Annotated in this window: 25 protein-coding genes and 1 pseudogene; 16 read left to right on the forward strand and 10 right to left on the reverse strand. The window is 69.2% G+C overall.

Features of this window, described 5'->3' with window-relative positions:
* Positions 1–82: 82 nt before the first annotated feature.
* Positions 83–916, reverse strand: coding sequence for an AraC family transcriptional regulator (locus ACZ5U5_RS16515; RefSeq protein WP_469021731.1), 834 nt, complete (start codon positions 914–916; stop codon positions 83–85).
* A 191-nt stretch (positions 917–1,107) separates the two neighbouring features.
* On the opposite strand from ACZ5U5_RS16515, the gene ACZ5U5_RS16520 reads away from it, so the two are divergent.
* The 4 genes from ACZ5U5_RS16520 to ACZ5U5_RS16535 all read left to right on the forward strand — a co-directional run bounded on the left by ACZ5U5_RS16520 (position 1,108) and on the right by ACZ5U5_RS16535 (position 3,490).
* The gene (locus ACZ5U5_RS16520; protein ID WP_469021733.1) at positions 1,108–1,374 is read left to right on the forward strand and encodes an NUDIX hydrolase; all 267 of its coding nucleotides are present in this window, start codon (positions 1,108–1,110) and stop codon (positions 1,372–1,374) included.
* A gap of 164 nt (positions 1,375–1,538) precedes the next feature.
* Positions 1,539–2,033: a DUF6083 domain-containing protein gene (locus tag ACZ5U5_RS16525; RefSeq protein ID WP_469021735.1), complete on the forward strand. Its 495-nt coding sequence runs from the start codon at positions 1,539–1,541 to the stop codon at positions 2,031–2,033.
* A gap of 489 nt (positions 2,034–2,522) precedes the next feature.
* Positions 2,523–2,801: a hypothetical protein gene (locus ACZ5U5_RS16530; protein ID WP_469021737.1), complete on the forward strand. Its 279-nt coding sequence runs from the start codon at positions 2,523–2,525 to the stop codon at positions 2,799–2,801.
* Positions 2,802–2,815: 14 nt separating this feature from the next.
* Positions 2,816–3,490, forward strand: coding sequence for a LysE family translocator (locus ACZ5U5_RS16535; protein ID WP_469021740.1), 675 nt, complete (start codon positions 2,816–2,818; stop codon positions 3,488–3,490).
* Positions 3,491–3,633: 143 nt separating this feature from the next.
* Here the strand turns inward: ACZ5U5_RS16535 and ACZ5U5_RS16540 are convergent, their stop codons facing one another.
* A complete protein-coding gene (locus ACZ5U5_RS16540) occupies positions 3,634–4,110 on the reverse strand; it encodes a VOC family protein (RefSeq protein ID WP_469021742.1) in 477 nt (158 codons plus the stop codon).
* A 66-nt stretch (positions 4,111–4,176) separates the two neighbouring features.
* Here ACZ5U5_RS16540 and ACZ5U5_RS16545 point away from each other — a divergent pair, with 66 nt between their 5' ends.
* The gene (locus ACZ5U5_RS16545) at positions 4,177–4,770 is read left to right on the forward strand and encodes a TetR/AcrR family transcriptional regulator (RefSeq protein ID WP_469021744.1); all 594 of its coding nucleotides are present in this window, start codon (positions 4,177–4,179) and stop codon (positions 4,768–4,770) included.
* A gap of 55 nt (positions 4,771–4,825) precedes the next feature.
* On the opposite strand, the gene ACZ5U5_RS16550 is transcribed toward ACZ5U5_RS16545, so the two are convergent.
* Positions 4,826–5,236, reverse strand: coding sequence for a winged helix-turn-helix transcriptional regulator (locus tag ACZ5U5_RS16550; protein WP_469021746.1), 411 nt, complete (start codon positions 5,234–5,236; stop codon positions 4,826–4,828).
* A gap of 101 nt (positions 5,237–5,337) precedes the next feature.
* On the opposite strand from ACZ5U5_RS16550, the gene ACZ5U5_RS16555 reads away from it, so the two are divergent.
* Both ACZ5U5_RS16555 and ACZ5U5_RS16560 read left to right on the forward strand, forming a co-directional pair.
* Positions 5,338–6,195: an alpha/beta fold hydrolase gene (locus ACZ5U5_RS16555; protein ID WP_469021748.1), complete on the forward strand. Its 858-nt coding sequence runs from the start codon at positions 5,338–5,340 to the stop codon at positions 6,193–6,195.
* A gap of 313 nt (positions 6,196–6,508) precedes the next feature.
* Positions 6,509–7,288, forward strand: coding sequence for a hypothetical protein (locus ACZ5U5_RS16560; protein ID WP_469021751.1), 780 nt, complete (start codon positions 6,509–6,511; stop codon positions 7,286–7,288).
* A gap of 473 nt (positions 7,289–7,761) precedes the next feature.
* On the opposite strand, the gene ACZ5U5_RS16565 is transcribed toward ACZ5U5_RS16560, so the two are convergent.
* Positions 7,762–8,184 carry a CBS domain-containing protein gene (locus ACZ5U5_RS16565; RefSeq protein WP_469021753.1) on the reverse strand — a complete coding sequence of 141 codons (423 nt, stop codon included), beginning with the start codon at positions 8,182–8,184 and terminating at the stop codon, positions 7,762–7,764.
* A 206-nt stretch (positions 8,185–8,390) separates the two neighbouring features.
* On the opposite strand from ACZ5U5_RS16565, the gene ACZ5U5_RS16570 reads away from it, so the two are divergent.
* The 4 genes and pseudogenes from ACZ5U5_RS16570 (at position 8,391) to ACZ5U5_RS16585 (ending at position 13,112) form a co-directional block, all read left to right on the forward strand.
* Entirely contained in the window at positions 8,391–9,203 is an 813-nt protein-coding gene (locus ACZ5U5_RS16570) for an amidohydrolase family protein (RefSeq protein ID WP_469021755.1), read from the forward strand.
* A gap of 180 nt (positions 9,204–9,383) precedes the next feature.
* On the forward strand, positions 9,384–10,100 hold the full coding sequence (locus ACZ5U5_RS16575; RefSeq protein WP_469021757.1) for a HemK2/MTQ2 family protein methyltransferase: 717 nt from the start codon (positions 9,384–9,386) through the stop codon (positions 10,098–10,100).
* 216 nt (positions 10,101–10,316) lie between these two features.
* Positions 10,317–10,454 (forward strand): annotated as a pseudogene (locus tag ACZ5U5_RS16580) (iron-containing redox enzyme family protein); the annotation flags it as partial.
* A 54-nt stretch (positions 10,455–10,508) separates the two neighbouring features.
* A complete protein-coding gene (locus ACZ5U5_RS16585) occupies positions 10,509–13,112 on the forward strand; it encodes a catalase (protein WP_469021759.1) in 2,604 nt (867 codons plus the stop codon).
* A gap of 102 nt (positions 13,113–13,214) precedes the next feature.
* Here the strand turns inward: ACZ5U5_RS16585 and ACZ5U5_RS16590 are convergent, their stop codons facing one another.
* The 4 genes from ACZ5U5_RS16590 to ACZ5U5_RS16605 all read right to left on the reverse strand — a co-directional run bounded on the left by ACZ5U5_RS16590 (position 13,215) and on the right by ACZ5U5_RS16605 (position 17,197).
* A complete protein-coding gene (locus ACZ5U5_RS16590; RefSeq protein ID WP_469022457.1) occupies positions 13,215–14,777 on the reverse strand; it encodes an FAD-dependent oxidoreductase in 1,563 nt (520 codons plus the stop codon).
* Between the two features lie 290 nt (positions 14,778–15,067).
* Complete coding sequence (locus ACZ5U5_RS16595) at positions 15,068–15,340, reverse strand: DUF4873 domain-containing protein (RefSeq protein WP_469021762.1); 273 nt, start codon at positions 15,338–15,340, stop codon at positions 15,068–15,070.
* A 47-nt stretch (positions 15,341–15,387) separates the two neighbouring features.
* A complete protein-coding gene (locus ACZ5U5_RS16600) occupies positions 15,388–16,332 on the reverse strand; it encodes a Gfo/Idh/MocA family protein (protein ID WP_469021764.1) in 945 nt (314 codons plus the stop codon).
* Positions 16,333–16,372: 40 nt separating this feature from the next.
* Positions 16,373–17,197: a VOC family protein gene (locus ACZ5U5_RS16605; RefSeq protein ID WP_469021769.1), complete on the reverse strand. Its 825-nt coding sequence runs from the start codon at positions 17,195–17,197 to the stop codon at positions 16,373–16,375.
* Positions 17,198–17,385: 188 nt separating this feature from the next.
* On the opposite strand from ACZ5U5_RS16605, the gene ACZ5U5_RS16610 reads away from it, so the two are divergent.
* Complete coding sequence (locus tag ACZ5U5_RS16610; RefSeq protein ID WP_469021771.1) at positions 17,386–18,345, forward strand: helix-turn-helix transcriptional regulator; 960 nt, start codon at positions 17,386–17,388, stop codon at positions 18,343–18,345.
* A gap of 120 nt (positions 18,346–18,465) precedes the next feature.
* Positions 18,466–19,179: an NADPH-dependent F420 reductase gene (locus ACZ5U5_RS16615; protein WP_469021774.1), complete on the forward strand. Its 714-nt coding sequence runs from the start codon at positions 18,466–18,468 to the stop codon at positions 19,177–19,179.
* Positions 19,180–19,189: 10 nt separating this feature from the next.
* Here the strand turns inward: ACZ5U5_RS16615 and ACZ5U5_RS16620 are convergent, their stop codons facing one another.
* Complete coding sequence (locus ACZ5U5_RS16620; protein ID WP_469021777.1) at positions 19,190–20,848, reverse strand: MFS transporter; 1,659 nt, start codon at positions 20,846–20,848, stop codon at positions 19,190–19,192.
* A gap of 196 nt (positions 20,849–21,044) precedes the next feature.
* On the opposite strand from ACZ5U5_RS16620, the gene cbiE reads away from it, so the two are divergent.
* Positions 21,045–22,358 carry a precorrin-6y C5,15-methyltransferase (decarboxylating) subunit CbiE gene (gene cbiE / locus ACZ5U5_RS16625; RefSeq protein WP_469021780.1) on the forward strand — a complete coding sequence of 438 codons (1,314 nt, stop codon included), beginning with the start codon at positions 21,045–21,047 and terminating at the stop codon, positions 22,356–22,358.
* Positions 22,355–23,104, forward strand: a complete 750-nt coding sequence (cobM, locus tag ACZ5U5_RS16630) for a precorrin-4 C(11)-methyltransferase (RefSeq protein ID WP_469021783.1) — start codon at positions 22,355–22,357, stop codon at positions 23,102–23,104. Before cbiE ends, cobM begins: the two co-directional genes overlap by 4 nt.
* 55 nt (positions 23,105–23,159) lie before the next feature.
* Here the strand turns inward: cobM and ACZ5U5_RS16635 are convergent, their stop codons facing one another.
* Positions 23,160–24,275 (reverse strand): cobalt-precorrin-5B (C(1))-methyltransferase, encoded by a 1,116-nt coding sequence (locus ACZ5U5_RS16635; RefSeq protein WP_469021786.1) that lies wholly within the window; start codon positions 24,273–24,275, stop codon positions 23,160–23,162.
* A gap of 18 nt (positions 24,276–24,293) precedes the next feature.
* On the opposite strand from ACZ5U5_RS16635, the gene ACZ5U5_RS16640 reads away from it, so the two are divergent.
* Complete coding sequence (locus ACZ5U5_RS16640) at positions 24,294–25,076, forward strand: cobalt-precorrin-6A reductase (protein ID WP_469021789.1); 783 nt, start codon at positions 24,294–24,296, stop codon at positions 25,074–25,076.
* The last annotated feature ends 132 nt before the right edge of the window (positions 25,077–25,208 follow it).

Raw genomic sequence — 25,208 nt, forward strand, 5'->3', positions numbered from 1 at the left:
CCGACGATCGTCACAGGACGACGGTCGGGTGGTCTTGAACAAAACGGAACGGAAGCAGGCGCGGCGGGCGGCCGGTTGGCGACTACCCGGTGCCGAGGAGTATTTCGCCGCGACGCCAGGCTGTCGGCGATCGGCCGGTGAACTCGCGCCAGTCCCGGACGAGATGGGCCTGGTCGGCGTAGCCGGAGACGCTCGCCACCTCGGCCCAGGGGAGTGGGGTGTGTGCTGTTGCCAGTTCGTGGGCGTGCTCGAAGCGCAGAACGCGGGCGAAGGTCTTCGGCGACAGGCCCACCTCGCCGCGAAACCGATCGGTGAGGTAGCGGCGGCTCCAGCCCAGTTCCGAGGCAAGCGCCCCAACCTGGAAGCGGCCCCGCGCGGCGACGAGGCGGCGCCATGCCTCGGCCACCTCGGGGCCCGCCCGGGGCACGCGATCTCCGGCGGCGCGAGTGACGGCGCGCAGGAGCAACTCATCCAGCGCAGCGAACCGCGAGGCCCATGTCGGTGCCGTCTGGAGCCGGTCGACCAGCTCGATGCCAAGCGCTCCAAGAAGCTCCTCGAGCGGGATGAGTTGGTGGGCGAGGACAGCGGCGGGCATGCCATAGACGGCCCGAGCTCCCAGCGGTGTCAGCGATACCTTGACGCCTTGCTGGCGTCCATCGTGGTGGATCGCGACGGACCGGCACATCAGACCGCCGGCCACGCTGTCGAAGCGGGCGACCGGTGACCCGTCGTCGACGCCCGCCGCCACCTCCAAAGGGCCGGACAGACTGATGACCGTGGTGAGTTCGCGTCCCGGCGGCCCGCAGTGCACCCCCGCCGGGAACCCGCGCAGGTCGAAACCGACGTACGAGCCGACATAGCGTCGCAAGGCGGGCGCCGGACGTGCCTCGATCATGGTTGCCGTATGGTCCTCCACCCTGGTCAGTGTACGAACCGGCGAGCCCGGCACAGCCACCACCCGCGCGAACTCACCGTGCTCGCCGCCCACTTCACCGCCCACGGCCTTGCCCCGGAGGGAGCGAGCGCGCCACTCGCTGTCCGTACCCGGCGGCGATCGTCGCTCGAAGCTGCCGACAGACACCAGGCGCAGGCAGCTCCGGACAGCGCATGCCGAAGTCTGGCGTCGACCGGGCGTTGGAAGAGGCAGGTGTCGTCGTGGAGCCGCTGTCGGTGATCGGTGAGCGGCTGCATCCGGTGACGGGCCGGCGGGTCGTGTATGTGGCGTGCCGGTGGCTGTCGGGTGCGGCTTGGGCGGCGTCGCCGCGGGAGGTGTCGGTGGCCGCCTGGGTGGCGGTCGACGAGCTGGCGGAGCGGATCCCGGATGGCGTGTACGGGCAAGTGTGGGAGTACCTGACGGGGCCCGCTCTGCCGTAAGTCGCCGGCACCGTCTACGGCGCCTCACCAGCCGTCGCTGCTGTGCCGCGAGCGCTGGAGTGGTCCGTCTTTCAACTCCCGTGCCCAGTGCGGTGCCTGGAGCCGCATATGACCCGGCTGGTTCGCGACGTGCGGCGCGATGCGCCGACCCGCACTCTCACCCTATGGGGGATTTTGAGGGCGCGTGCACGCAGCCGGAGCGGGACCCGGGCGAAGTCGACGAGGTGCACTGGGAGCGGGTACGGGAGATCACGGATCGGGCGGAGGCGATGCTGCAGGGGGCGACGGCGCCCGCTCCACCGGACCCGCCGGTGTGCCCGGAGTGCGGGCAGTTGGCGGACCGCTTCCCGACATACTCCCAGGCGTGGGTGCTGTTGGAGCCGCTGGATCCGGTGAACGAGGTGCCCGCGCACTTTGTGCCGCCGCGGCAGCGCTGGCTGATCAACAGTGATGGGGTGGCGTGGAATCCGTGGGAGGCGGAGCCGACTCCGGGTGCGGTCTGCCGGATTGCGCACCGGCTGGTGTGTCCAGGGCTGGAGCCGTTGGATCTTTGGCCCTGGCTGACCGCGGAGCGGGAGGAAAGTAGTCGACGCGCGCAGCGGTTGTTCAACCCGCCGCGTTTTGCAGGGCCGGATGAGACCGAGGCCGGGGCTAGCTAGCCGCCGGCCTGCCCGTCGTCCTCGTAGCAGCGACAGAGTCCCGACTTCCCCGGTCCCGCCGCACGCGACGGCGGTCTCGTTCACGCACCCGTACCGCACGGGTTGTTCCGCCGGTGCAGTTGCCGCAGGCTGACACCTCGGCCTCCAGGAGCCGCCGGGGCAGATTGATGAGTCGCGTGTAGCGGTGATCCTGCTCAAGATGCCGGATCTGTTCGCGATCAACCCAGGCCATGACGACTCCTTGCGTCGCTGCGGGTGTGCGCGTGCTCTCTTGCCGCGTTGGCGGTAACCGTTCAGGGTGAGGGCCAGGTAGACCCGGGCGGCCTGGTTCACGGCTCCCGCCTCATGGGTCCGAGCGCACGGCACGCTGTCGTCGCGATGACCTCCAGGCGGGCTGGATGCGGACAACCCGTTTTTCCCCGTTGAGACGACTGAGATCGTTCCTCACATCTTTAGCGTCTTCATGCCCGTCGGGGGTACAGGGTGTCCATGGCCCGCACCTTGATGCGCCTCGAATGCGGCACAAGGCGACCAGGCGAGCGCAACGGCACCTTCCGGGGCGGCTATCCGGCGTTCGTCACCGCCACCGGGGCCCTGGAGTTGTACTGGCCCGACGGCGCGAGCCAGGCGGCGGAGCAACTCCTCGGCCAGCGCCTGGCGTTACTCGTCGTGTTCCTCGCGCAAGTCGTCGGCGCCCGCACTCCATCGGACCGTAAGAAGTGGAGCACAAACACCCCGCCCCCGGCGGCCACCAGGCTGCGGGGCTGATGAACGGAGAACGGATGTCAGTCGACCTCATCGGCTTCCTCGGCGTGGTGCTTGTTGCCTATCTGGTCCCAGGGCCGGACTTCCTGGTGGTGCTCCGCTCAGCAGCCGAGCACCCTGCCAAAGGCCGCGCGGCAGCGCTGGGAGCCCAGGCAGGCTTGTGCGTGCACATGCTTGCCGCCGCCGTCGGCCTGTCCGTGATCGCTGCCCATTCACCCGTGGTGTACGACTCCATCAAGTTCATGGGCGCCGCCTACCTCGTCTACCTGGGCGTACGGGCGGTGCTCGCCGCGCGGCGCAGGGCCAGGGAGTATGCCGCCGCAAAATCCGCACGCAGCGAAAGCCCCTACGCGGCCGTACAGGACACGCCGGGTCAACTGCAGTCGGCCGCCGCGCGATGGCGCTCCGGCTTCGTGCAGGGGTTTTTCACCAACGTACTCAACCCCAAGGCGGCGCTGTTCTTCCTCAGCATCCTGCCGCAGTTCGTCAACGGAGGCGGCGCCAGGACCCAGCAGATCTTCCTCCTGGGGATCCTGGACGTCCTCATCGGGGTCGTTTACTGGTTCGCCCTGGTCGCGGTCGCCGTGCGGCTACGCACTTTGCTGGCCCGGCCGAAGATCCGCCGGCGCTGGGAATTGACCACCGGCTGGCTGTTCATCGCGATGGGCATCGGCGTTGCCACAGCAGCCTGACCGAAGGACCGACTCATACTCAGGAGTTCGCGGGCCGCAAGCAACCCCAGACGCCGTCGGGGTGGTATTTCCGACGGCGTCAGCGTCACCTTGCGTCTCGTCGTGGTCTGCCTCGGCCCTCAGCCGGTGACGAAACGGCCTGGCTAGGGTTGTGGGGTGTGGTTGGGGGCGTACTGCCCGGCGTACTCCTCGGTCGCCGGAACGACGGTGATGATGTCGAGCATGACGCCGTCCGGCGCCGCGACGATGAAGTGGCGCTGCCCGAATTCCTCCGTGCGCAAGGGGAGGAGTTCGGGCAGGCCCGCGAGTGTGACCAGCCTGTGGTGTTCGGCGTCGACGTCGTCCACCTCGAAGTTGAGCAGCAGGCCGCCCTGGAGGGGCGTGCGGTGGCCCTCGGGGATGGTCGGGTGGGCGTGGTCGAGCAGGGCGAGTTCGTATTGGGGGGCGTCCGGGCGGTGGAGGCTCACGTACCAGTCGGCCTCGAAGGTCACCTCGAACCCGAAGTGCTGGGTGTAGAAGTGGCGTGCTGCGGCGACATCGCGGGTGGCGATCACCGGGTAGAAGCTGCCGAGCTTGACCGTCACGATACGTCTCCATCTGCCGGTGGTCTCGTTTCGCATACCCTTGGTATGTGAAGGTGGACGTTAACATACCCGGGGTGTGTGAAAAGGGGAGAGTGGTCAAAAATGGCTGTCACGAGGGCTGATCAGCGGGCGGCGACACGGCGGGCGCTGCTGGCCGAGGGGCGGCGGAGGTTTGCCGCCGACGGCTACCACGACGTGGTTCTCGCCGAGGTGGCACAGGCGGTGGGGGTCACCAAGGGGGCCGCCTATCACCACTTCGAGAGCAAGGTGGGATTCTTCCGGGCCGTGGTCGCCGAGGTGCAACAAGAACTCGGTGAGCAGGTCGCGGACGCGGCCGAGCAGTACGACGACCCGTGGGAGCAACTGCGGGCGGGCTGCCGGGCCTTCCTCGCCGCCGGATGCGATCCGATGGTGCGCCGAATCGTGCTGATGGACGCGCCGGCTGTCCTCGGATGGGACGAATGGCGGGCCATGGATGAGGACTCCTCCGCCCGGCACTTGACCGAGGCGCTCGAGGCCCTCGTAAAGGCCGGAGTCATTACCGACCAGCCGGTGGAGCCGCTGGCGCGGTTGCTGTCAGGGGCGATGAATGAGGCAGCCCTGTGGCTGGCCCGATCAGCAAGCCCGCAGGAACTGGCACACACAGAGGCAGCGTTGGACCGGTTGCTGAACGGCTTGCGTGGTTCCCGACGGTGATCGGGTGGGCGAGCGAGGTGAGGAACACAAATGGCTGTGTACGTCGCCGTTGTTGTCAGGTCTGCCGAGCCTCGGCGAGCCGGTTGCTGCGGTCGATCTCCGGCATGTGTGTCTCGGCCCAGGCCCTCAGAGCGGAGAGCGGCTTTTCGAGGGACAGGCCGAGCCCGGTCAGTTGATAGTGCACGGCGGGCGGCACTGTGGGTTCCACACGGCGCATCACCAGGCCGTCCCGAACCAAGCTCTGCAACGTGACGGACAGCATCTTCTGAGAGATACCCGGAACGCGACGTCGCAGCTCCGCAAAACGGAGCTCCCCGGGATCGGCCTCCGCCAACACTTTGACCACCATCGACGTCCACTTGGTGCCGATCCGGTCGAGCAACTGGCGGGTCGGACATTCCGGATCCAGCAGATCACCACGCTCGCCGGACCGCCGACTGGGTCCATCGGACTTCGATGCGGTCACCCGGAGCTCACCACCTGAGGGGAAAGTGCCGTCTTCGAAAGACCAGGGTAGTTCCCTACCGTGACACTGTCACCATTCCTCACCACCCCTGGAGCCGACTCGTGCCCGAACTGCGGCGCATCTCTGTCAACGGTGTCGAACTGAACGTCGCTCTCGCCGGATCAGGCCCGGCCGTCCTGCTGCTGCACGGCTTTCCGCACACCTGGGAGCTGTGGACGGACCTCATGGCCGACCTGTCCGACCGCTACCGCGTCATCGCGCCTGACTTGAGGGGGTTCGGCGCGAGTAGCGGGACCACCTCGGGATACGACGCAGGCACCCTGGCCGAGGACGCCGCCGCGCTTCTCACCACGCTCGGCGTGTCCTCGGCGGCGGTGGTGGGCATCGACGCGGGCACCCCGCCGGCCTTCCTTCTTGCCCTACGCCACCCCGGTCTCGTCCGGCGCCTCGTCGTCATGGAGTCCCTGCTGGGCCGACTGCCCGGTGCCGAAGACTTTCTCGCCGACGGTCCGCCCTGGTGGTTCGGCTTCCACGCAGCCGCGCCCGGACTCGCCGAGACCGTGCTCGAAGGCCACGAGGCCGCTTACATCGACTGGTTCTTGCACACCGGCACACTCGGGGAGGGGATATCCCCTGCGATCCGGGATGCGTTTGTCCGCGCGTACACGGGCAGCCATGCGTTGGGCCGCGCTTTCTCGTACTACCGGGCACTGCCCGAGAGCGCACTGCAGATCGAGCAGGCGACCACCATCGCCCGCCTGACGGTACCGACCATAGCGCTGGGCGCCCGCCCCGTCGGCCGCGCACTGGAACGCCAACTCCGCCCGATCACTGACGATCTCACCGGACACGTCATCGAAGACTGTGGCCACATCATTCCCCTGCACCGCCCGCAAGCTCTGCTCGCGCTGCTGCATCCGTTCCTGGCCAATAGGAACGCGACCTCATTGACCTGCTGAGCACCTCGGTGGACGATCTGCCTGGCCGCCGCCCTGCGAGCCGAGATTCCGGCGCTGGACGTGTGCCTGGGGGTCTGGGGCCCCAACTGCAGGCTTGTGCGCAGGGATTGACAGTACGGCCCGCCGCTCAGCTCGGCCAGGATAACGAGCTCGACTGGGCCGCGCTGAACGATGGGCACCGTGCCCAACATGGGCACCAACGTGGCCAGCGCCCAGCGCCGACTCGGCTTATGTGGCCGCCAGTTGGAGGGGCGTAGTGCCGCTGGATGTCCTGAGCACAGGTGTGTCAGTGGTGCATGGCATGGTGGCAGCCATGGAACCAACTGTGCGTGATGCTGTCCTGGACGCTGGGCGGACCCTTGGATTGCCCGAGAGGGTCAGCGAGGCGTTCATTCGCCTCCTGCGCCCCTGCATCTACCTCTGCCCCTTTGACGAACTGCCGGAAGAGTTGAGGAAGGGCGCCCGTCCGGCCGCTCGAGCCGCTGGGTTTCCCCATCTTCCCAGGGACATGGACGTACCGCCGGGCCTGCCGCACGTGTTGACCATCGACTGCGCCGCCATACCGGCCGGCGTCCTCGACATCGACTTTCCCGTCGACGGCCACCTGATCGTCCTTGCCGACATCACGGACCATCCCGGTGGAGGCGTCGTCATCCACCTGCCGACAGGCACCGAGACGGCCGAACGCCGCCGGGAGGTGGACGAGGTCAAGGAGAGAGGCGCTGCGGTGTTTCGCGAGCCGTTCTCGCTCTACGCGGTACCGGGCATCACCGATCCCGCGTTTCTCAGCCGGTCCCACGTTGCAGAAGCGGTCGACTACGTCGGGGACGATGCCGAGCGGGCCGACCTCGTGGAGGAGCTGATCGATGAAATCAGGGAGGTTCTCATCGATCGGTGGGATCACGGCATCCAGCTCGGCGGTTACTCCGGCGCCTGGCAGAACCCGGTGGAGGACCGCGGGAACGTACTGCTCATTCACATTGCGGAGAACGCGGTCTGTGACGGAGATGGTCACATCACCCTCATCTCGGGGACTCAGGAGCAGATCGCAAAGCGCCGCTTCGACGAACTCGATTTCGACGTCGAGTGCTGACATCGCTGACCTCGCTGACATCGCCGGGTCGGGCAGGCGGCGGTAGGCGATCCTCCACGGTGATCGGTGTGGGCATGCCCTGACGAGTGCATCGACGGGGGCGTGGGTCCCTTGCTGAGCTTTTTGCACGGTGGTGGCCACCACCTACGACAAGATGGTCGCCCCCTACACGTCGAGCTTCCTCGCGGCCCCCGTCGGCCGCCCTGGAGCGGTCGACAACATCACGCTCCAACGTGTGTGTCCGACCGACAGGTCAGGTCACCTCGATACTTTTTCTCGCCCAACGTGATCAACCTGACCTTGGACGCCCTCGACCCCGCGCTCCGCCCCACCCGGACGTGCACGACCCGTACTCCCCTCCTCCCGCTGCCCTGAGGAGGGACACCTCACGCAGCCGGCGCGGCGGACCACGGCCGTGGTCGTGCGGGGGAGTTGACCGTGGTTGCTGCGTGCGCCGTAGCGGCAGGTGAGATTCAGTCCGTGGAGAGCGCTTCGATAAGACGTCCCGCGTCGGGGGCGTCGAGGGCTCGGGTGGCGTCCGCAAGCGCAACCACCCCGACGAGGGTAGTGCCGTCGATCACGGGCAGACGCCGGACCTTGTGCTGGGTCATCGTGCTGAAGACTTGTTCCGCGTCGTCGTCTGCGCCGATCGTGACGGCTTCGCCCTGCGCCAGGGTGCCCGTCTCCACCTCCGCAGGGTCGAGCCCCTTCGCGAGGACCTTCACCACGATGTCCCGGTCGGTCACTACGCCGACCAGCCGGTTGTTCTCGCCGCAGATGGGCAGGGCGCCCACCTGGAGCTCCGCCAACCTGCGTGCCGCGTCGAGGGCGCTGTCGTGCCCCTGAACGCACTGCGCGCCGCCGGTCATGATGTCCCGTGCCTTTTTCGTGGCCATGGTGAAGTGCCGTCCTCTCTGTCCTGGCTGCTCCGGCCTGCCTCCGCGTCGGAGGTTGTCAGGATCGGGTGACCGGGAGGGGCGCCTGCGAAACAGTTCGGCGTCTGGTTGTGGATGCCACGTAGCATCTAAGCTCCGAGTAAGCGTTTGCTTAGCCATTGGGCCGGTGGCGGGACCGCAGCGCCAGCTGAGAGGCAGGGAACCTGATGTCGATCATCGATGCGTGGATGCAGCATCCCACGCTCCGTCACTCCAACCATGAGATGTTCGAGTCGTTGCGCCGGTGGACGGGGCGGGGGCTGCTGGACGAGCCAGTGCCGATCAAGGACACGGTGGCGTTGATGGCTGCCGCCGACGTGGAAATCGGTCTTTCGGCAGCCTGGTACGGACCGCAGGGGCCGTTGATCAGCAACGATGAGGTGGCCGAGTTCGTCACTCAGGCCGACGGGAGGCTGCGCGGGGTGGCCGGCGTGGATCTCACCCGACCGGTCCAGGCCGTACGGGAATTGCGCCGCGCGGTGCAGGAGCTAGGCTTCGTGGCCCTGCGGATCGTGCCCTGGCTGTGGCAACTCCCGCCCACTGACCGCCTGTACTACCCGCTGTACGCCGCCTGCGTCGACCTCGGCATCCCCTTCTGCACGCAGGTCGGACACACAGGCCCGCTGCGGCCGTCCGAGACCGGCCGCCCCATCCCTTACATCGACCAGGTCGCGCTCGATTTCCCGGAACTGAGCATCGTGTGCGGGCACATCGGCTATCCGTGGACCACCGAGATGATCGCGGTAGCGGACAAGCACGCCAACGTCTCCATCGACACCAGCGCCTACACGGCTCGCCGCTACCCGCCCGAGCTGGTCGACTACTTGCGCGGCCGGGGTCGCAAGAAGGTGCTGTTCGGCACCAACTACCCCATGATCACTCCCGCCCAGGCCCTGGAACACCTCGGTGAGCTGGGCCTGGACGAGGAAGCCACCGAACTGTTCCTGGCCGGCAATGCGCGAAGGATCTTCCGCCTCTGACCTGACGCAATCAGAGCCGTGAGTCTGCGGTGCAAAGAGGTGCCTTGAGGCGGAAGGGCCCGAGGGGAACCAGACCCGCCAGCCACACACGGGACGGCTCAAAAACGTCGGCTCCCGAGTGGTGGCCTGCCTGGGGGAGGGGGAGTCTTGATCTGAACCGGCTGCTGCGTGCCACGGTTCATGAGCATCCAAGACCAGCACGGAGGCCCTGTGACAACCGTCCACGCCCCGCACGCGCGGCCGGGCCTCGGCAGAGTGCTGATACTGCCGGGTGTCTACGCGCCGCAGGCCGACACCCGTTTGCTGGCCGAAGCGATCCGACGCGAAAACGTGTCCGGCCTGGATGTACTCGACCTGTGTTCGGGCAGCGGCGTGTTGGCAGCTCACGCTGCCAGGCTCGGAGCCAGGGTGAGCGCTGTCGACATATCGCGTCGTGCTGTCCTGACCACTCGCCTCAACGCGCTGCTTGCGCGGCAGCATGTCGCCGTTCACCGTGGCGACCTCTTGGGCGCCCTGCCTGGGCGGTCCTTCGACCTCATCGTCAGCAACCCGCCCTACGTGCCGGCTCCCCGATCGGCCCTGCCCCGCGTGGGCCTCGCCCGCGCCTGGGACGCCGGTCCCGACGGGCGCGCCCTCCTGGACCGGATCTGCGCCGTCGCGCCCATCGCTTTGCGTCCCGGCGGGGTACTGCTGTTGGTGCATTCCGCGGTCAGCGGGCCCGAGGCGACCGTGCGGCGCCTGCGGGAGGCCGGGCTGCGGGCCGGTGTCAATGACCGCATACAGGTCCCGCTTGGCCCCGTCATGCGGGGGCGGCTGGGTTGGTTGCGCGAGCGCGGGCTGTTGAGCGCCGATGGAGCTGAGGAAGAACTGGTGGTCATCCGTGCCGTCAAACGCTGACCCCCGCTACGACCTAGCCGACCGGAAGGGGCCTCTGCGGGTCGAGGGTCTGGCCGATGTGGTTCTCGTTGACGGCCCTGTGTCCGTCGAGGCCACCCTCGCCCACGGCCAAGGACGGCGGTCATGACCGCCGCGGAACAGCTCCGCGCCGGGGCCCCGGTCTTGCCGATACCGCGCGGCGAGCTCTCGCGCGCAGTGATGCGTGCCCTGCGCGGGGCCGATGCCGTCCACGAGCAGATAGTCCGCAGAGAGGTGATCGGCGGCCTCCTTGAGAACGAGCCCGCGCTCGCCAGCGAAATCGCCTGCGGTATCCGTTCCACCAGTTTCCACCCGCACGGCGACCGCATCCCGTAGTCCGCACCACTTGCACAGCACAACCCACGTACCCCCCCCACGGTTGGAGAGCGCATGCCGAGCCAGAAGCCTGCCAGGAAACAGTCGACGAAGACCACCCGGTCAAAGACAGCTGCGGACAAGCCCACGGGAACCAAGGCGACCCAGAAAGCCGCCAAGGCGACCGCCAAGAGGACTGTGCCGACGGCTTCCAAGACCAGGGGGACCACAGACAAGAAGTCGACGGCTGTCACGAAGAAGACGACGGCTTCAAAGAAGGCGGCAACGGCGACGAAGAAGACCCCGACGCCCCAGCCCGCGGCGAAGAAGACCCCGACGCCCAAGCCCGCGACGAAGAAGCCCGCAACGAAGCGGCCGACGGGCGGGCGTACCAGAAACCCCTTGAAAGCCGTGGCGAAGAAGGCCGTTGCCGCTCTCACTCCGGGCGCCGGCCCCGCCGGCGGTGTTCCTGGCAAACCCGGAGCAGAGTCGCCCACGGTCGCCGAACCCACCACCCCGCGCCCCCCGCTGCCGCCCAAGCCTGACCAGAGCGGCCCCGCCGCGGTCGGTCCGACCGGAATGGTCACGGCCGGGTCCCCCGATGAGCTGGCCCAGGGCGATATGTACCTGACCACCGCTCAGGGCGCGCGGCTGTACGAGACCGACCACTCACTGAAGGCCGGCGAGCGGGGGCCGATCCTGCTCCAGGACCACCACCTGCGTGAGAAGATCACGCACTTCGACCACGAGCGCATTCCCGAGCGCGTCGTGCACGCCCGCGGCGCCGCCGCGCACGGCGTGTTCCAGGGCTACGGAACCGCCGCCGCTGTCACGAAGGCTGCCTTCCTGGGGGAGGGCGTCGAGACCCCGGTCTTCGTGCGGTTCTCCACCGTTCTCGGCTCGCGCGGTTCCGCTGACACGGTGCGCGACACTCGCGGGTTCGCGACGAAGTTCTACACCGGCGAGGGCACCTTCGACCTGGTCGGCAACAACATCCCGGTGTTCTTCATCCAGGACGGCATCAAGTTCCCCGACATCATCCACGCCGGCAAACCGCACCCCGACCGGGAGATCCCCCAGGCCCAGAGCGCCCACGACACCTTCTGGGATTTCGTCACCCTGCACACCGAAGCCACCCACCACACGCTGTGGAACATGTCCGACCGGGGCATCCCGCGCTCCTACCGGATGATGGAGGGATTCGGCGTCCACACCTTCCGCCTGGTCGCCGCCGACGGGGCGACGTCCCTGGTCAAGTTCCACTGGAAGCCGAAGCTGGGTGTGCACTCCCTGGTCTGGGAGGAGGCTCAGATCACCAACGGCGTGGACCCGGACTTCCACCGACGTGACCTCGCCGACGCCATCGAGGCCGGCGCGTACCCGCAGTGGGAACTGGGTATCCAGGTGTTCCCCGACACCGCCGAGCAGACATTCGAGGGCATCGACCTACTCGACCCGACGAAGATCGTTCCCGAGGAGCTGGCACCGGTGCAGCCGGTGGGTCTGCTCACGCTCAACGCCAACCCGACGAACTTCTTCGCGGAGACCGAGCAGGTCGCCTTCCACGTCGGGCATCTGGTGCCCGGCATCGACGTCACTGACGACCCGCTGCTCGCCGGCCGCCTGTTCTCGTACCTCGACACGCAGCTCACCCGGCTCGGTGGGCCCAACTTCGGCCAGCTGCCCATCAACCGCCCGCACGCACCCGTCAACGACATGCTGCGCGACGGCATGCACCAGACGGCGGACCACAGCGGCGTGGCTCCCTACCATCCCAACTCCCTGGACGGCGGCTGCCCGTTCATGGCCGGGGAGGACATGGGGGCCTACGTCGAGCGGCCGGTGACGGTCCCGAAGGGCCGCAAGGTCCGCCAGGCCCCCGCCTCGTTCGACGACCACTTCAGCCAGCCGCGGCTGTTCTGGCTGAGCATGACGGCGGTGGAGCGTGAGCACATCATCGCCGCGTACACGTTCGAGCTGGGCAAGTGCTACGAGAAGCCGATCAAGGAGCGTGCGCTCCAGGTCCTCGCCAACATCGATCCCGTGCTGTGCGAGCAGGTGGCGACCGGTCTTGGCCTGCCCGCCCCGTCCGCGACGGTGAAGCTGGTGAAGTCCGCTCCCAGTCCGGCACTCTCCCAGGTCGGAGACACCTGGCCGCTGGACGGCCGGATCATCGGCATCGTCGCCGATGCGGGCTGCGACCTCGACGGGGTCCGCGCGGCGCGCCGGGCAATCCTGGACGGCGGGATGGTCCCCCTCGTCATCGCCCCGGCAGGCGGCGAACTGGACGCCTCGGGCGACCCGGTCACCGTCCAGCGCACCTACGCCACCGCCCGGTCCATCGAGTACGACGCCCTGCTCCTGGCGGGGGCGCCCGGCGCGGGCGCGGACGCCTTCGGTGCCCGGGACGCGAAGGCGGGCAAGCGCCGCAAGAGCGCGCGCAACGCGACTGCGACCACCACCACCGACCCGCGAGTCCTCTTGCTGCTGACCGAGGCGTTCCGGCACGGCAAAGCGATCGGCGGTTGGAATGGTGCGCAGACCACACTGGCCGCAGCGGGCATCTCGGCGGACGCGCCGGGCGTGGTCAGCGACGACACAGGTACCGGCGCGCTGCAGGGGCTGACCGAGCTGATGGGCGCGCACCGGGTCTGGGAGCGCTTCCCGACGCAGGCCTGAGTCACCTTCACAGGGGAGCGGCCGGGGTTCCTGCACCGGGGAGGGGCTGAGCGATCCGTGTGACCGCTCAGCCCTCCCCGGTCGGCTTCTGTGTCCTGGCCTTCAGCTCTGCTGGGCGCCTTCGCCGATATCTCCGTCCGTGTCCTTGTCCCGATCGGCGTGCAGGCGTACCCCCTCCAGTGGCCGGACCGCGGGCCCCTGGAGGACCGCACCCTCGACGTCGAACCTCGACCCGTGGCACGGGCACTCCCATGACGTCTCGGCCTCGTTGAACGACACCAGACAGCCCAGATGGGTGCAGCGTGCAGAGACCGCGTGCGTAGTGCCGTCCGGGTCTCGGTACACCGCGCACCGTTCGCCGTCGACCCGCACCACCGCTCCGGTGCCGGGCGCGATCTCCGCTACGGAGTCGACGTGCCCGGTGGCCAGTCGGTCCCCCACGAAATGCTTGGCCACCTTCGCCTGTGCCGTGAGGAATCCGGACGCCTCCTTGGCCACGCTCTTCAGCCGCCGCGGGTCGTACAGGTCCGCCCAGTCGGGGGATTCTCCCGCGATCAGGGAGGTGAGGAATTGCCCGGCCAGGACGCCGTTGGTCATGCCCCAGCCGCCGAAGCCGGTGGCCACGTAGGTGTGCCGGGAGCCCTTGTGGAGGGGGCCGATCAGCGGAACGGTGTCGGTGGAGGAGTTGTCCTGAGCGGCCCAGCGGTACGTGGTCGGCCCGGCGGTCGGGAACCGTTCGTGCAGCCAGGCGTCCAGGCGGGCGAAACCCTCGGAGGGGTCTCCGGTGCCGGGCGTGAAGCCCTCTCCGGTGACGATGAGCAGCCGCTGCGATCCGTCGTCACCGTACGGGGCCGTTCGCACGGACCGCTTGCCCTCATCCTCGGTGATGTACATGCCGCCGGGATCATCAGCCACGGGCAGAGGCGCCGCCACCACCAACTCGCGGGAGGGGGTGAGCCGGGAGAAGAGCAGAGCGCGATCGAAGACCGGATAGTGGGTGGCGACCACGACGTGCTTGGCGGTGACCGTATGCCCGGACTCCGCGGTGACCTTGCAGGGGGAGCCCTCCGAGAGGTCGGTGACACGGGTCCGCTCGTAGATCACACCACCGAGTCGGCCGAAGTCCTCCGCGAGCGCGAGGAGGTACTTGCGGGGGTGGAACTGTGCCTGGTCGGCGACGCGCACGGCCCCGCCGACCGCGAACGGCAGGCCGGTTTCCTCGACGTACGTGGCTCGCAGCCCTGCCTCTGCGGCGGCCTTCGCCTCGGCCCGCAGGACCTTCTCGCCCGTTGCGTCACCCGGTTGGGCCGCGTAGGTGAACGAACTGCACTGTTCCAGATCGCAGTCGATGTCCAGTTCGGCCACGATCTCCCGCAGCCGGTCGAGCGCGCCCTGCTGGGACCGGGCGTAGGAACGGGCGGCGGCGGGGCCGCGCGTGCGGCGCAGCCGGTCGTAGACGAGTGTGTGCAGCACAGAAACCTTGGCCGTGGTGTAACCGGTGACCCCGGCCGCGATCCGGTCCGCTTCCAGAACGGCAACGCGGTGCCCCGCCCTGGCCAGTTCCCATGCAGTGCTCAACCCTGCGATGCCGCCCCCGACCACGGCGACATCCACCTCAACTGCGGCGTCCAGGGAGGGGTGGGCCGTGGCCGGGCTGGTGTCCATCCAGAAGGATTCGGGCCGGCCTGGGAGTACGTCGTCGGGGTGTGTCACGGGTGTGTGCCTGCTTTCCGGGAGGGGTGTCGCCTCGGCAGGCACGGGTGCCCCGCGAGGGCCAGACCCAATCCACCACGTCGACCTGGACCGCGCACAGCGGGACACGCCCTGGAGGGTCTGCCGAGCGGTCAGCAGCCCACGCGGGCAGGCACGAGACCTCCTGATCCAGAGTGGCGCCCCGTCACGCACTCACCGTACGGAACCCGCAGTTGCCGCTGCCCGTGCAAGGGTGGGGTGGCTCAGAAGGGTGCGGGGCCGTCGCCCGTGACCGCGGCGCTGCCACTCTCCGCGTCCATGTCGATCCGGGCGGTCCCCTGGGTGCCGTCGGGCATGCGGATCGTGACGCTGCTGCTTTGCACTGCGGCCCAGAACGATGCCTGCAGCCCGTCGGCGTGCACCGTGCCCGACCAGGTCCTGGACGCTTGGTGGTCGACGGCTTGCAGAGCGGCCATCACCTCGGTCGCCTCTCCGTTGATGACGAGTGTGACAGGGCCTTCGTAGATGTCGGTCATGCGTCCAGCCTGCCCGAAGAATCAGCGACGACTCCGTCTTCGTGTTCTCAGCGTGGACGGTTGACGCGCTGCTCGATGTCGAGGGTGAGTTGGAGAGCCGCCAGCACGCTGTCTGGGGAAATCTGGTTCTCGGCCTGGCCGCGGAGTACGGCCATGACGTGATTGATCATGTCGGTGTACTGGTCGGCCGGCGGGAGGTCCAGTTCGCTGGGCCCGTCGGCGGTGTAGGCGGTGACGGTTCCGGACGGTTTGCCGTCGAAGCCCATCGTGGAGGTGGCGTCCAGTACGCCGTGATCGAATGTGGCTGTGTAGCCACCACGAGCTCCCCACGCCTTGGGCATCAAGGAGGACATGGAGCTGCGGGCTGTCGCGCCGTCAAAACCCAGGGCGGCCTCGATGGCGGCGGAGTCCTTGTCGCGTGCCACAGTGGTCACGGTGACGTCCTGGGGTAGTCCGAGGGTGCGGGTAATGATGTCCATGTCGCTGTGCATGGCCTCCAGTGGCAGGGCCTTCAGCCCGAGTGAGGCACCCGGCCACAGGGGAGCGGTCATGTTCCACAGGGTGAGCTGTTCCAGCCGCCCGTAGGTCCCCTTGCTCGCCGCGTCGAACAGGGCCTGGTTGGCCGGGATGAACCGCTCGAACATGTCAACGAACACGTGTTTGTTGCTGCGCGCCGCCGCATCGGCGACGCGTTTGGCGTCCTCGATGTCGTCGGCCAGGGGCAGCTCCACCAAGGCGTGCTTGCCCGCTTCCAGGGCGCGCAACACGTACGAGGCGTGCAGTGGGACAGGCAGGCAGATGTCGACCATGTCGAACGCGGGGTCTGTGAACGCGGTGTCCATGTCGGTGGAGGAGGCGAACCCGAACTGGCCGGCCGAATGTGCGGTCTTCTGCGGGTCGCGGCCGAACATCACCACCTCCACGTCGGTGCGGGCGGCGTAGACGGCGGCGTGCGCCTGACCGAAGTTGGTTCCTAGCAGGGCGATCTTCATGACTTTTCCTTCCCGGGTGGCGGGCGTTCGCCGTCGGAACTCATGCCTCGGCGGGCTGGGCGGGCAGGGAGCAGAGGCCGAAGCGATTGCCGCGGGAGTCGACGATGCGGGAGAGGACCAGCCCGTCGGGGGAGGCCTCGGGTCCGTACTCGACCTGGACTGCCGACTGCTGTGCGGCGGCGTCGGTGACAGCGGCGACGTCTGAAACCAGAAAGGTCGGCATGGCGTAGTCGGCGCCGTCGCGCTGGCTGCCGTGGTCCCACAAACCGCCGGAGGGCCACTCGGCGCCGCCGGTGTAGACCCTGAAGTACGGCCTGCTGCCGGCTGTCTTGTCCTCTTCGAACCGCCAGCCGAAGGCTGCGGTGTAGAAGGCCATCGTGGCCTGCGCATCCGTGGTGCCGATCTCGAACCCGGCCATGGCTCCCGCTTGCGGCGCGGCTGCGGCCTGCTGCATCTGCTCTTCGGTTGCCTTCGCCCGATCGGCGAGCTTTGCCGACTCGCCGCGGGAGAACAGGGACAAGACGTTGCCGCGCGGATCGGCCAGCCGTGCGAAGACGGTCACGTCACCGACTGCCGTCGCCGGTACCAGGACCTGCGCGCCGAATGCGATGAGTTTTTCGACGTCGTCATGGACGTCGGCGGACAGGACGGAGAGGTTGAGACTTTCACCTCCGGTGTCACCTTGCTGGATGGCGCCCATCGGCCAGGGTGCGCCCGGGGCGAGGATGCGGGTGTAGGTGCGGCCGTCGATGGAGGAGTCCGGGTCGACTTCAAAGCTCCAGCCGAGGAGGGGGCCGTAGAAGTCGGTCACGGTCGTCAAGTCGGTGGTGCCGAACTCGAACCAGACCACCTGGCCGGGAGACATGAAGCCCATGGTGTGACTGCCTTTCGTGTGTGACGTGCGAAGGGGGGAGCGGGGAGCAGGCCGCCGGGGAGTCTTGCGGTTCTGCCGTGGGTGGCCTCCGGCACAGGCCGCAGGGTTCTTGTCCACGCCGCAGACGTTATGGCCCTTTTAGGACATCTCGCGTCCGTAAAGGGCGTCATCCTGGAGACATGACGACCGACCTTCCCGCCCGGATGCTCCGCTTGCTGTCCCTGTTGCAGACGCGCCGCGAGTGGTCGGGGGCCGAACTCGCAGAGCGGCTCGGCGTCACCGCCCGCACGGTGCGCCGCGACATCGACCGCCTGCGTGAACTCGACTATCCCGTCGAGGGCACCACCGGTCACGCCGGCGGCTACCGCCTGGCCGCGGGTGCCGCGATGCCGCCGCTGATCCTCGACGACGAGGAGGCCACCGCCACCGCCGTCGCCCTGCGCACCGCTGCGGGCCAGCTCACCGGCATGGAGGAGACCGCCCTGCGCGCCCTCGCCAAACTCGAACAGGTCCTGCCCGCGCGCCTGCGCTCGCAGGTCGCCGCCCTGCAGCAGTCAACGGCCACTGTCGAATGGGAGCGCCGCGGTCCGCGCATCGACCCGGCGACCCTGGCGGCGCTGGCCGCCGCCTGCCGCGACCGAGAGACCGTGACCTTCGCCTACACCACCCGCAGTGGCCACGGCGCCGACCGCCGCGTCGACCCGCACCACCTGGTCTCCTCCGGCGGTCTGTGGTACCTCCTCGCCCACGGCCACGCACGCGAAGATTGGCGCGTCTACCGCCTCGACCGCATCGGCGACCTGACGCCGACCCGCCGCCACTACGCACCCCGCCCCGTGCCGGGTGAGGATCCCGCCGCCTACGTGGCAGGGAAGATCGCCTCCGCGCCGGTGCGCTACCGGGCGATCGCGACCCTCCGGGAACCCGCCGATGCCGTACGTCGGCGTACCTGGGCCCTGGCCGACCGCATCCAACCGGCCGGTCCCCACTCCTGCACGGTCGACTGCTCCGGCGATGACCTACCCGGCATCGTCCAGATCCTCGTCGGCCTCGGCGCCGAGTACGCCCTGGATGCCGACGATGCCGTCCTTGGTCATCTGCGCGCTGCGGCCCGCCGCATCCTCGACGCCGCCGGATGAGATCGGATGCCTGGTGCGTCCTTTTAGGACACGACGTGACCTCAAAAGGTTCTACTGTCTATTTTGTGGCCATATGGGCCGCCTGTTCTCAGACAGCATCCCCATCTCAGGAGCATCACTGTGAAGATCGCAATTCTCGGAACCGGTGCGGGCGCCCGCCAGCACGCAGCCCGCATGTCCGCGCTCGGCCACCAGGTCGTCGTCGGCACCCGCAATCCGCAGGCCACCCTCGCACGGAGCGAACCGGACATGATGGGAACCGGTCCCTTTGCCGCGTTCCACGCCGCCCACCCCGCGCTGACCCTGGCCACGTTCGCCGAAGCCGCCGACGCGGGTGAACTGGTGATCAACGGCATCGACGGCGCGAACGCCGTCACCGCCCTGACTGCCATCCCCGCCGGAGCCCTCACCGGCAAGACCCTCATCGACTACGCCGTCCCCTACGTCTACCAGCAGCCCGGCGACCCGGAACACTCCTGGCCCACCCCCTGGGGTGAAATGCCGCGTCTGGACCCCGTCGACACCGACAGCCTCGCCGAACAGATCCAGCGAGCCCTGCCCGATACCCCCGTCGTCAAAGCCTTCGTCACCCAGGAACAGGAGACCGTCGTCAATCCGGCCGAGTTCGCAGGCGGCGACCACACCATGTTCCTGGCCGGCAACCACGAAGAGGCCAAGTCCGCGGCCCGCGAACTTCTGAACGCCTACGGCTGGACCGACATCATCGACCTCGGCCCCCTCGCCGCGGCCCGCGGCCTGGAGATGTACGCCCACTTCCACACCGCCGTCGGCCTCGCTCTCGGAGGCCGCTTCGGCGTCAAGATCATCCGCTGAACCGCCAGCCCTACGCTCGGTGGACGGGAGGCGTTTCGGACGGTGCATCGGGCGACTTACCGGTGGGCGCGTCGGGCGGCACGGCGGTGGTGGAATCCGATGTCACGCGTGATCCGGGATGGCGCAGCGCGCACAAGAACGCGATGCCGAGCGCGATGGCCATCCCGTAGAAGACCCACTGGTTGGCATGGGCGAAGTCCATTTGGATGTCGCCCATCGCTTCACGCATCCGTGTGGCTGCCGGTCCATCCCCGGTCGGAGCCCGGCCGTCCGCGTTCCCGGCGACCGCCTCGGCCACCGAACGCGCTGTATCCCGGGCCTCGTCCTGAGACAGGCCCCGGCTCTCTAGGGTGTCCGTCACGCGGTTGGTGGTCACGTGCGTCAGCATCGTGCCGAAGACGGCAAGGCCCACGCTCGCCGCGAAGTTGCGCACTGTCTGGGTGATGCCGGTGACTTCGCCGTACGAGGCGCCGATGGCCCTGTTGACCGCGTCTGTCGAGGCTGGGGCCAACAGGAACCCGATGCCCGCCCCGGCCAGAGCCACGTACGGCCACTGATTGTGCATCGACAGATCGGTCAGTTTGCCGGCCCAGAGCGCGAAGCCGACCGCCCCGAGAGCCGTGCCAATCTTCAGGGCCGGCCGGGCGCCCCTCCTGTCAAGGATCCGACCGCCCCACTGCGAGGTGATCGCGAATCCCGCGAAGAAGTAGAGCAAATACAGTGCTGCCTGGTTCGGCGAGGCGCTGAGCGAGACCTGGGCGTATACGGAGGCGAAGAAGAACAGCGGGACGAACGCGAGCATCGCGAAGAACAGGACGAGGTTGTCCACCGTGAACGCCTTGTCCCTGAACACCTGCATCCTGATCAGGGGTTGGGCCACGGTCATCTCGTAGCGGACGAACACCGCGAGCACCGCCAGGCCACCGAGGATGCAGACCCAGGTCAGCACGCTGCTCCAGCCCCACGCCTGGGCCTGCTGGAGACCCAGCACGCTCAGCCCCATGCCCACCGCGACCAGCGCGGCTCCCCGGACATCGAGCTTCTCGGGCCGCCGGACGTTGGGGACATGTGCCATGAAGGTGAGGATGAGCGCGATCACGGCGACCGGGACGTTGACCCAGAAGATCGCGCGCCACGTCCACCCGGTGAGCCACCCGCCGAGCAAGGGGCCGATAGCGGTAAGAGCGCCCGACAAGCCGAAGAAGAGGGCGAGCGCCCGCCCGCGTTTCTCAACAGGGAAGACGCTGACCACGACGGCGAGGGCTGCGGGGAACATCAGTGCCGCACCCAGCCCCTGAGTGGCCCGGAAGATGATCAGCCAGGTCTGCGCGACCTCTCCCTCGGGGACGCAGCCGCAGAGCACCGACGAGATGACGAAGACGAGTGTGCCGGCCAGCATGATCCGGCGGTTGCCGATGAGGTCGGCGAGTCTGCCGCCGAGGGCGAAGAAAGCCGCGAGGGCGAGCAAGTAGGCGTTGACGACCCATTGCATCCCCGAGGATGTCAGGCCGAGCTCCTCGACGATGTCCGGTGCGGCGATGGACACGATGGTCTGGTCGATGAACGTCATCGACACCGCGAACAGCATGGCCGCGAGCGCGAGACTCTGGTTCGTCGCGCCCGGCGACGAGGAGGCGGCGGAGAGCGTCCGGGACCTGTTGGTACCCATGTGCTCAAGTCTGTACCTGACTCGCGGTACACGCACCTCGCATCAGCTCTCCTGCCGCCCGGTCGGACGCTCCGGCCGGTGCCCGAAGCGGGGCCGACGGGGGATCGCCTTGATGGGCACCCGGGCTCCGACGTGCAGGACGATGCCCAGTAAAGTGCGCCTTTGTTGCCCCCCCTGAGCCCCGAGGTATCGAGCAGTGGCCCCCGCACGATCTGCACCGCCCGAGTCCGCGGGTGCAGCCGATACCGCCGTGACCGTCGTAGGTATCGGAGCCGATGGCTGGGAGGGGCTCTCCCAGCCCACGCGCGCGGTGCTGCTCGCCGCCGACGTCCTGGTGGGCAGCGAGCGACAGTTGGCGCTGCTGCCCACCGCGTGTGCCGGGGAGCGGGTCGCCTGGCCCTCACCTCTGCGACCGGCCGTCCCCGGCCTGATCGCCGCACACGCGGGGCGCGCCGTCGCCGTGCTGGCCAGTGGGGATCCGATGTTCTACGGAATCGGACGCACCCTCGTCGAGGAGCTGGGCCCCGGGTCCGTACGCGTCCTGCCGCACCCCTCGTCCACCGCGCTGGCCTGCGCCAGGCTCGGCTGGCCGTTGGAGGAGACCGCGGTCGTCACGCTCGTGGGCCGGCCGCTCGTCCGCCTCGCAGCCGCGCTGCACGAGGGCCGCCGGATCCTCGTTCTGAGCGCCGATGCCGCCACGCCCGCCGATGTGGCCGCACTGCTCCGCGAACAGGGCTTTGGCCCCAGCACGATGCGGGTCCTCGAGCAGTTGGGCGGTGAGCGGGAACGTACGACGGAAGCAAGCCCTGCCGACGGATGGCAGCACCCGCCCGGCGACCCTCTCAACATCGTCGCCGTCGAATGCCACCGCGCTGCGAACGCACTGCGCCTCGGGGCGGTGCCGGGCCTGCCGGATGCGGCCTACGAGCACGACGGCCAGCTCACCAAGCGGCATGTGCGCGCCGCCACCCTCGGCGCGCTCGGCCCGGCCCCCGGGGAGCTGCTCTGGGACATCGGCGGCGGCTCGGGCTCGATCGCCGTCGAATGGCTGCGCACCCACCCGTCGTGCCGGGCGGTCACCGTCGAGCGCGACCCCGTGCGCGCCGAGCGCATCACGCGCAACGCCGCCCGGCTCGGAGTGCCCCAGCTGCGGGTCGTCACCGGCGCCGCACCCGCCGTGCTGGCCGAACTCCCGCCTCCGGACGCAGTGTTCGTGGGCGGCGGCCTCACCGCGCCCGGCCTCCTCGAAGCGTGCTGGGAGGCGCTGCCCATCGGCGGGCGGCTCGTCGCCAACACCGTGACGCTGGAGTCCGAGGCGCTGCTCGCCGACGCCTACCGACGCCACGGCGGTGACCTGGTGCGGCTCGCGGTCGCGCACGCCGTGCCGGTGGGCGGCTTCACCGGCTGGCGCCAGGCCATGCCGGTGACCCAGTGGGCCGTACAGAAACCGGCCGTTCAGGCTCACGAGACATCCGACCCGACCGATCCCGTTGCAGGAGCAGACAGATGACCGTGTACTTCATCGGCGCCGGGCCCGGCGCCGCCGATCTGATCACGGTGCGCGGCGCCCGTACGCTCGCCGCCTGCCAGGTCTGCCTGTACGCGGGCAGCCTCGTCCCGCGTGAACTGCTCGCCGAATGCCCGCCGACCGCACGGCTGGTGGACACCGCGCAGCTCAACCTCGACGAGATCACCGCCGAATTGCTGAGTGCCCACGAAGCGGGGCACGACGTGGCCCGGCTGCACTCCGGGGACCCGTCCGTGTTCAGTGCTGTCGGCGAGCAGATGCGGCGGCTGGATGCGGCGGGAGTGCCCTACGACGTCGTCCCCGGCGTGCCCGCCTTCGCCGCCGCGGCGGCTTCCCTCAAGCGGGAACTGACCGTGCCGACCGTAGGTCAGACCGTCATCCTCACCCGCGTCGCCAACCGGGCCACTGCCATGCCGGAGGGCGAGGACCTGGCCACCCTCGGTCGCAGTGGCGCGCTGATCGTGCTGCACCTGGCTGCCCAGTACGTGGATCGCGTGGTGGGCGAGCTGCTGCCGCACTACGGCGCCGACTGCCCCGCGGCCGTGGTCGCCTACGCCTCTCGCCCCGACGAGGTGATCATCCGCGGCACCCTCGACGAGATCGCCGGCAAGGTGAAGGCGGCGGAAGTGCTGCGCACCGCGGTGATCATGGTCGGGCGGTCGCTGGGCGCGGAGCACTTCAGGGACAGCCACTTGTACTCGCCCGAGCGGGAGCGGCATTCCTGCTGACGAGGCCCCGACGGGCAGTCTGCGGACCGTACGGGCCGAGCGGCGGCGTCGTGGTCTACTGGACCGTGCTGCGGCCCACGACCGTGCCTGCTCGGTCGATGCAGATCACGTCGACGGTGACGGGCGCACCCCGCAGCACCGCCAGTGCCTCGTCGCGGGCGGCGACCGCCACCAGGTCGCCGAGCGGAACCCCGGCGGCCTGGCACAGCTGGAGCGCCGCGAGCCCCGTGTTGGATGTGGCCACTTCGGCGGCGAGTGTCTCGTTCGCGCCGCCGCGGCGGGCCAGTTCGCCGAGGAAGCCCTTGTCGACCTGGGAGCGGCCCGAGTGCAGGTCGAGGTGGCCCGCCGCCAGCTTGGACAGCTTGGCGAAGCCACCGCAGATCGTCAGCCGATCGACCGGATGCCGGCGCACGTACTTCAGTACGGCACCCGCGAAGTCCCCCATGTCGAGCAGGGCATCCTCGGGCAGGCCGTACTCGGCGATCACCGTCTTCTCGGACGTCGACCCCGTGCACCCGGCCAGATGCGTGCGTCCGGCCGCGCGCGCCACGTCCACCCCGCGCCGGATGGAGTCGATCCACGCCGAGCAGGAGTAGGGCACCACGATGCCGGTGGTGCCCAGGATCGAGATACCGCCGAGGATGCCGAGGCGCGGGTTCCAGGTGGAGCGGGCGATCTCCTCGCCGTGGTCGACGGAGACCGTGACCTCGACGTCGCCGGTGCCGCCATACCCCTGTGCGGCCCGGGCGATGTGGTCGCGCATCATTTGGCGAGGGACCGGGTTCACAGCCGGTTCGCCGACCGGCAGGGGCAGGCCGGGCCGGGTGATCGTGCCCACGCCGGGACCCGCCTTGAACATGACTCCGGTACCCGCGGGCAGCAGCCGAACCGTCGCGCGGACGAGCGCGCCATGGGTGACGTCCGGGTCGTCGCCCGCGTCCTTGACGATGCCGGCCATGGCGCACGAGCCGGCCAGCTCCTCGGCCGCCAGCGCGAACGACGGGGTCTGCCCCTTGGGCAGCGTGATCGTCACCGGATCGGGGAACTCGCCGGTCAGCAGCGCGGTGTACGCGGCGGTGGCCGCGGCGGTCGCACAGGCACCGGTGGTCCAGCCGGGCCGCAGGCCGGTGTGCTTGAGTTGGGCGCCACGACCGCCCTTGGGCTCATTCATGAAGGGAACCGAGCTTTCGTGCACGTATTGATCCTGGGCGGCACCACCGAGGCCCGCCGCCTGGCCGAACTTCTGGCTGAACTACAGGCGGCCGCCGCCCTGCCCGGGCTCCGGGTGACGAACTCCCTGGCCGGCCGGGTGGCCGCCCCCAGGCTGCCGCCCGGCGAGGTGCGCGTGGGCGGTTTCGGCGGGGCCGAGGGGCTGGCCGCGTGGCTGCGTGAGCACACGGTGGACGCACTCATCGACGCCACGCATCCTTTCGCCGGAACGATCAGTTTCAACGCGGCACACGCCGCCGCCACCGCCCATGTTCCCTTGCTCGCGCTGCGTCGCCCCGGATGGGCCCCGGTGGCGGGCGACGACTGGCACGAGGCCCACTCGCTCGAGGGAGCCGCGGAGCTGCTGCCCGCCTTGGGCCGCCGGGTGTTCCTGACCAGCGGGCGGATGGGTCTTGCGGCCTTCGCGGGCCTGGACGAGCTGTGGTTTCTCGTACGGTCCGTCGACGCGCCCGAGCCACCGCAACCGGCCCGGATGGAGGTCCTGCTTCACCGCGGCCCCTTCACCCTCGACGGAGAACGGCAACTACTGCGCCGCCACGACATCGACGTCGTCGTGACCAAGGACAGCGGGGGTGCGGCCACGGCGCCCAAACTGACGGCCGCCCGCGAGGCCGGGCTGCCCGTGGTGGTGGTGCGCAGGCCGCCTGTGCCCGAGGCCGTGCGCGTCGTGGCCGAGCCGGAGCAGGCACTCCGCTGGATCGAGGACGTTCAGGGCTCCGGCCACTTTTCGGAGAGCGGCTGACGCCGAGCAGGCCGGGCAGGAGCCGGTGGCGGGGGGCGGAGAACCGGGCCCGCCCCACCACCAACTCCCCCCCCCCTGGCGCGGCGTGGGGTCCCAAAAACATCCTCCCCATCCCCCCACCGCCCAACCCCC

It is taken from the genome of Streptomyces sp. NPDC033177 (assembly GCF_055577715.1).

Excerpts from the sequence above, each read along its gene's own strand:
- ACZ5U5_RS16530 (WP_469021737.1), top strand. The coding sequence starts at position 2,523 with ATGGCCCGCACCTTGATGCGCCTCGAATGCGGCACAAGGCGACCAGGC.
- ACZ5U5_RS16585 (WP_469021759.1), top strand. The coding sequence starts at position 10,509 with ATGCCGAGCCAGAAGCCTGCCAGGAAACAGTCGACGAAGACCACCCGG.
- ACZ5U5_RS16560 (WP_469021751.1), top strand. The coding sequence starts at position 6,509 with ATGGAACCAACTGTGCGTGATGCTGTCCTGGACGCTGGGCGGACCCTT.
- ACZ5U5_RS16575 (WP_469021757.1), top strand. The coding sequence starts at position 9,384 with ATGAGCATCCAAGACCAGCACGGAGGCCCTGTGACAACCGTCCACGCC.
- ACZ5U5_RS16535 (WP_469021740.1), top strand. The coding sequence starts at position 2,816 with ATGTCAGTCGACCTCATCGGCTTCCTCGGCGTGGTGCTTGTTGCCTAT.
- ACZ5U5_RS16600 (WP_469021764.1), bottom strand. The coding sequence starts at position 16,332 with ATGAAGATCGCCCTGCTAGGAACCAACTTCGGTCAGGCGCACGCCGCC.
- ACZ5U5_RS16525 (WP_469021735.1), top strand. The coding sequence starts at position 1,539 with ATGGGGGATTTTGAGGGCGCGTGCACGCAGCCGGAGCGGGACCCGGGC.
- ACZ5U5_RS16605 (WP_469021769.1), bottom strand. The coding sequence starts at position 17,197 with ATGTCTCCCGGCCAGGTGGTCTGGTTCGAGTTCGGCACCACCGACTTG.
- ACZ5U5_RS16570 (WP_469021755.1), top strand. The coding sequence starts at position 8,391 with ATGTCGATCATCGATGCGTGGATGCAGCATCCCACGCTCCGTCACTCC.
- ACZ5U5_RS16565 (WP_469021753.1), bottom strand. The coding sequence starts at position 8,184 with ATGGCCACGAAAAAGGCACGGGACATCATGACCGGCGGCGCGCAGTGC.
- cobM (WP_469021783.1), top strand. The coding sequence starts at position 22,355 with ATGACCGTGTACTTCATCGGCGCCGGGCCCGGCGCCGCCGATCTGATC.
- ACZ5U5_RS16520 (WP_469021733.1), top strand. The coding sequence starts at position 1,108 with ATGCCGAAGTCTGGCGTCGACCGGGCGTTGGAAGAGGCAGGTGTCGTC.
- ACZ5U5_RS16635 (WP_469021786.1), bottom strand. The coding sequence starts at position 24,275 with ATGAATGAGCCCAAGGGCGGTCGTGGCGCCCAACTCAAGCACACCGGC.
- ACZ5U5_RS16595 (WP_469021762.1), bottom strand. The coding sequence starts at position 15,340 with ATGACCGACATCTACGAAGGCCCTGTCACACTCGTCATCAACGGAGAG.
- ACZ5U5_RS16545 (WP_469021744.1), top strand. The coding sequence starts at position 4,177 with ATGGCTGTCACGAGGGCTGATCAGCGGGCGGCGACACGGCGGGCGCTG.
- ACZ5U5_RS16610 (WP_469021771.1), top strand. The coding sequence starts at position 17,386 with ATGACGACCGACCTTCCCGCCCGGATGCTCCGCTTGCTGTCCCTGTTG.
- ACZ5U5_RS16620 (WP_469021777.1), bottom strand. The coding sequence starts at position 20,848 with ATGGGTACCAACAGGTCCCGGACGCTCTCCGCCGCCTCCTCGTCGCCG.
- ACZ5U5_RS16540 (WP_469021742.1), bottom strand. The coding sequence starts at position 4,110 with ATGCGAAACGAGACCACCGGCAGATGGAGACGTATCGTGACGGTCAAG.
- ACZ5U5_RS16590 (WP_469022457.1), bottom strand. The coding sequence starts at position 14,777 with ATGGACACCAGCCCGGCCACGGCCCACCCCTCCCTGGACGCCGCAGTT.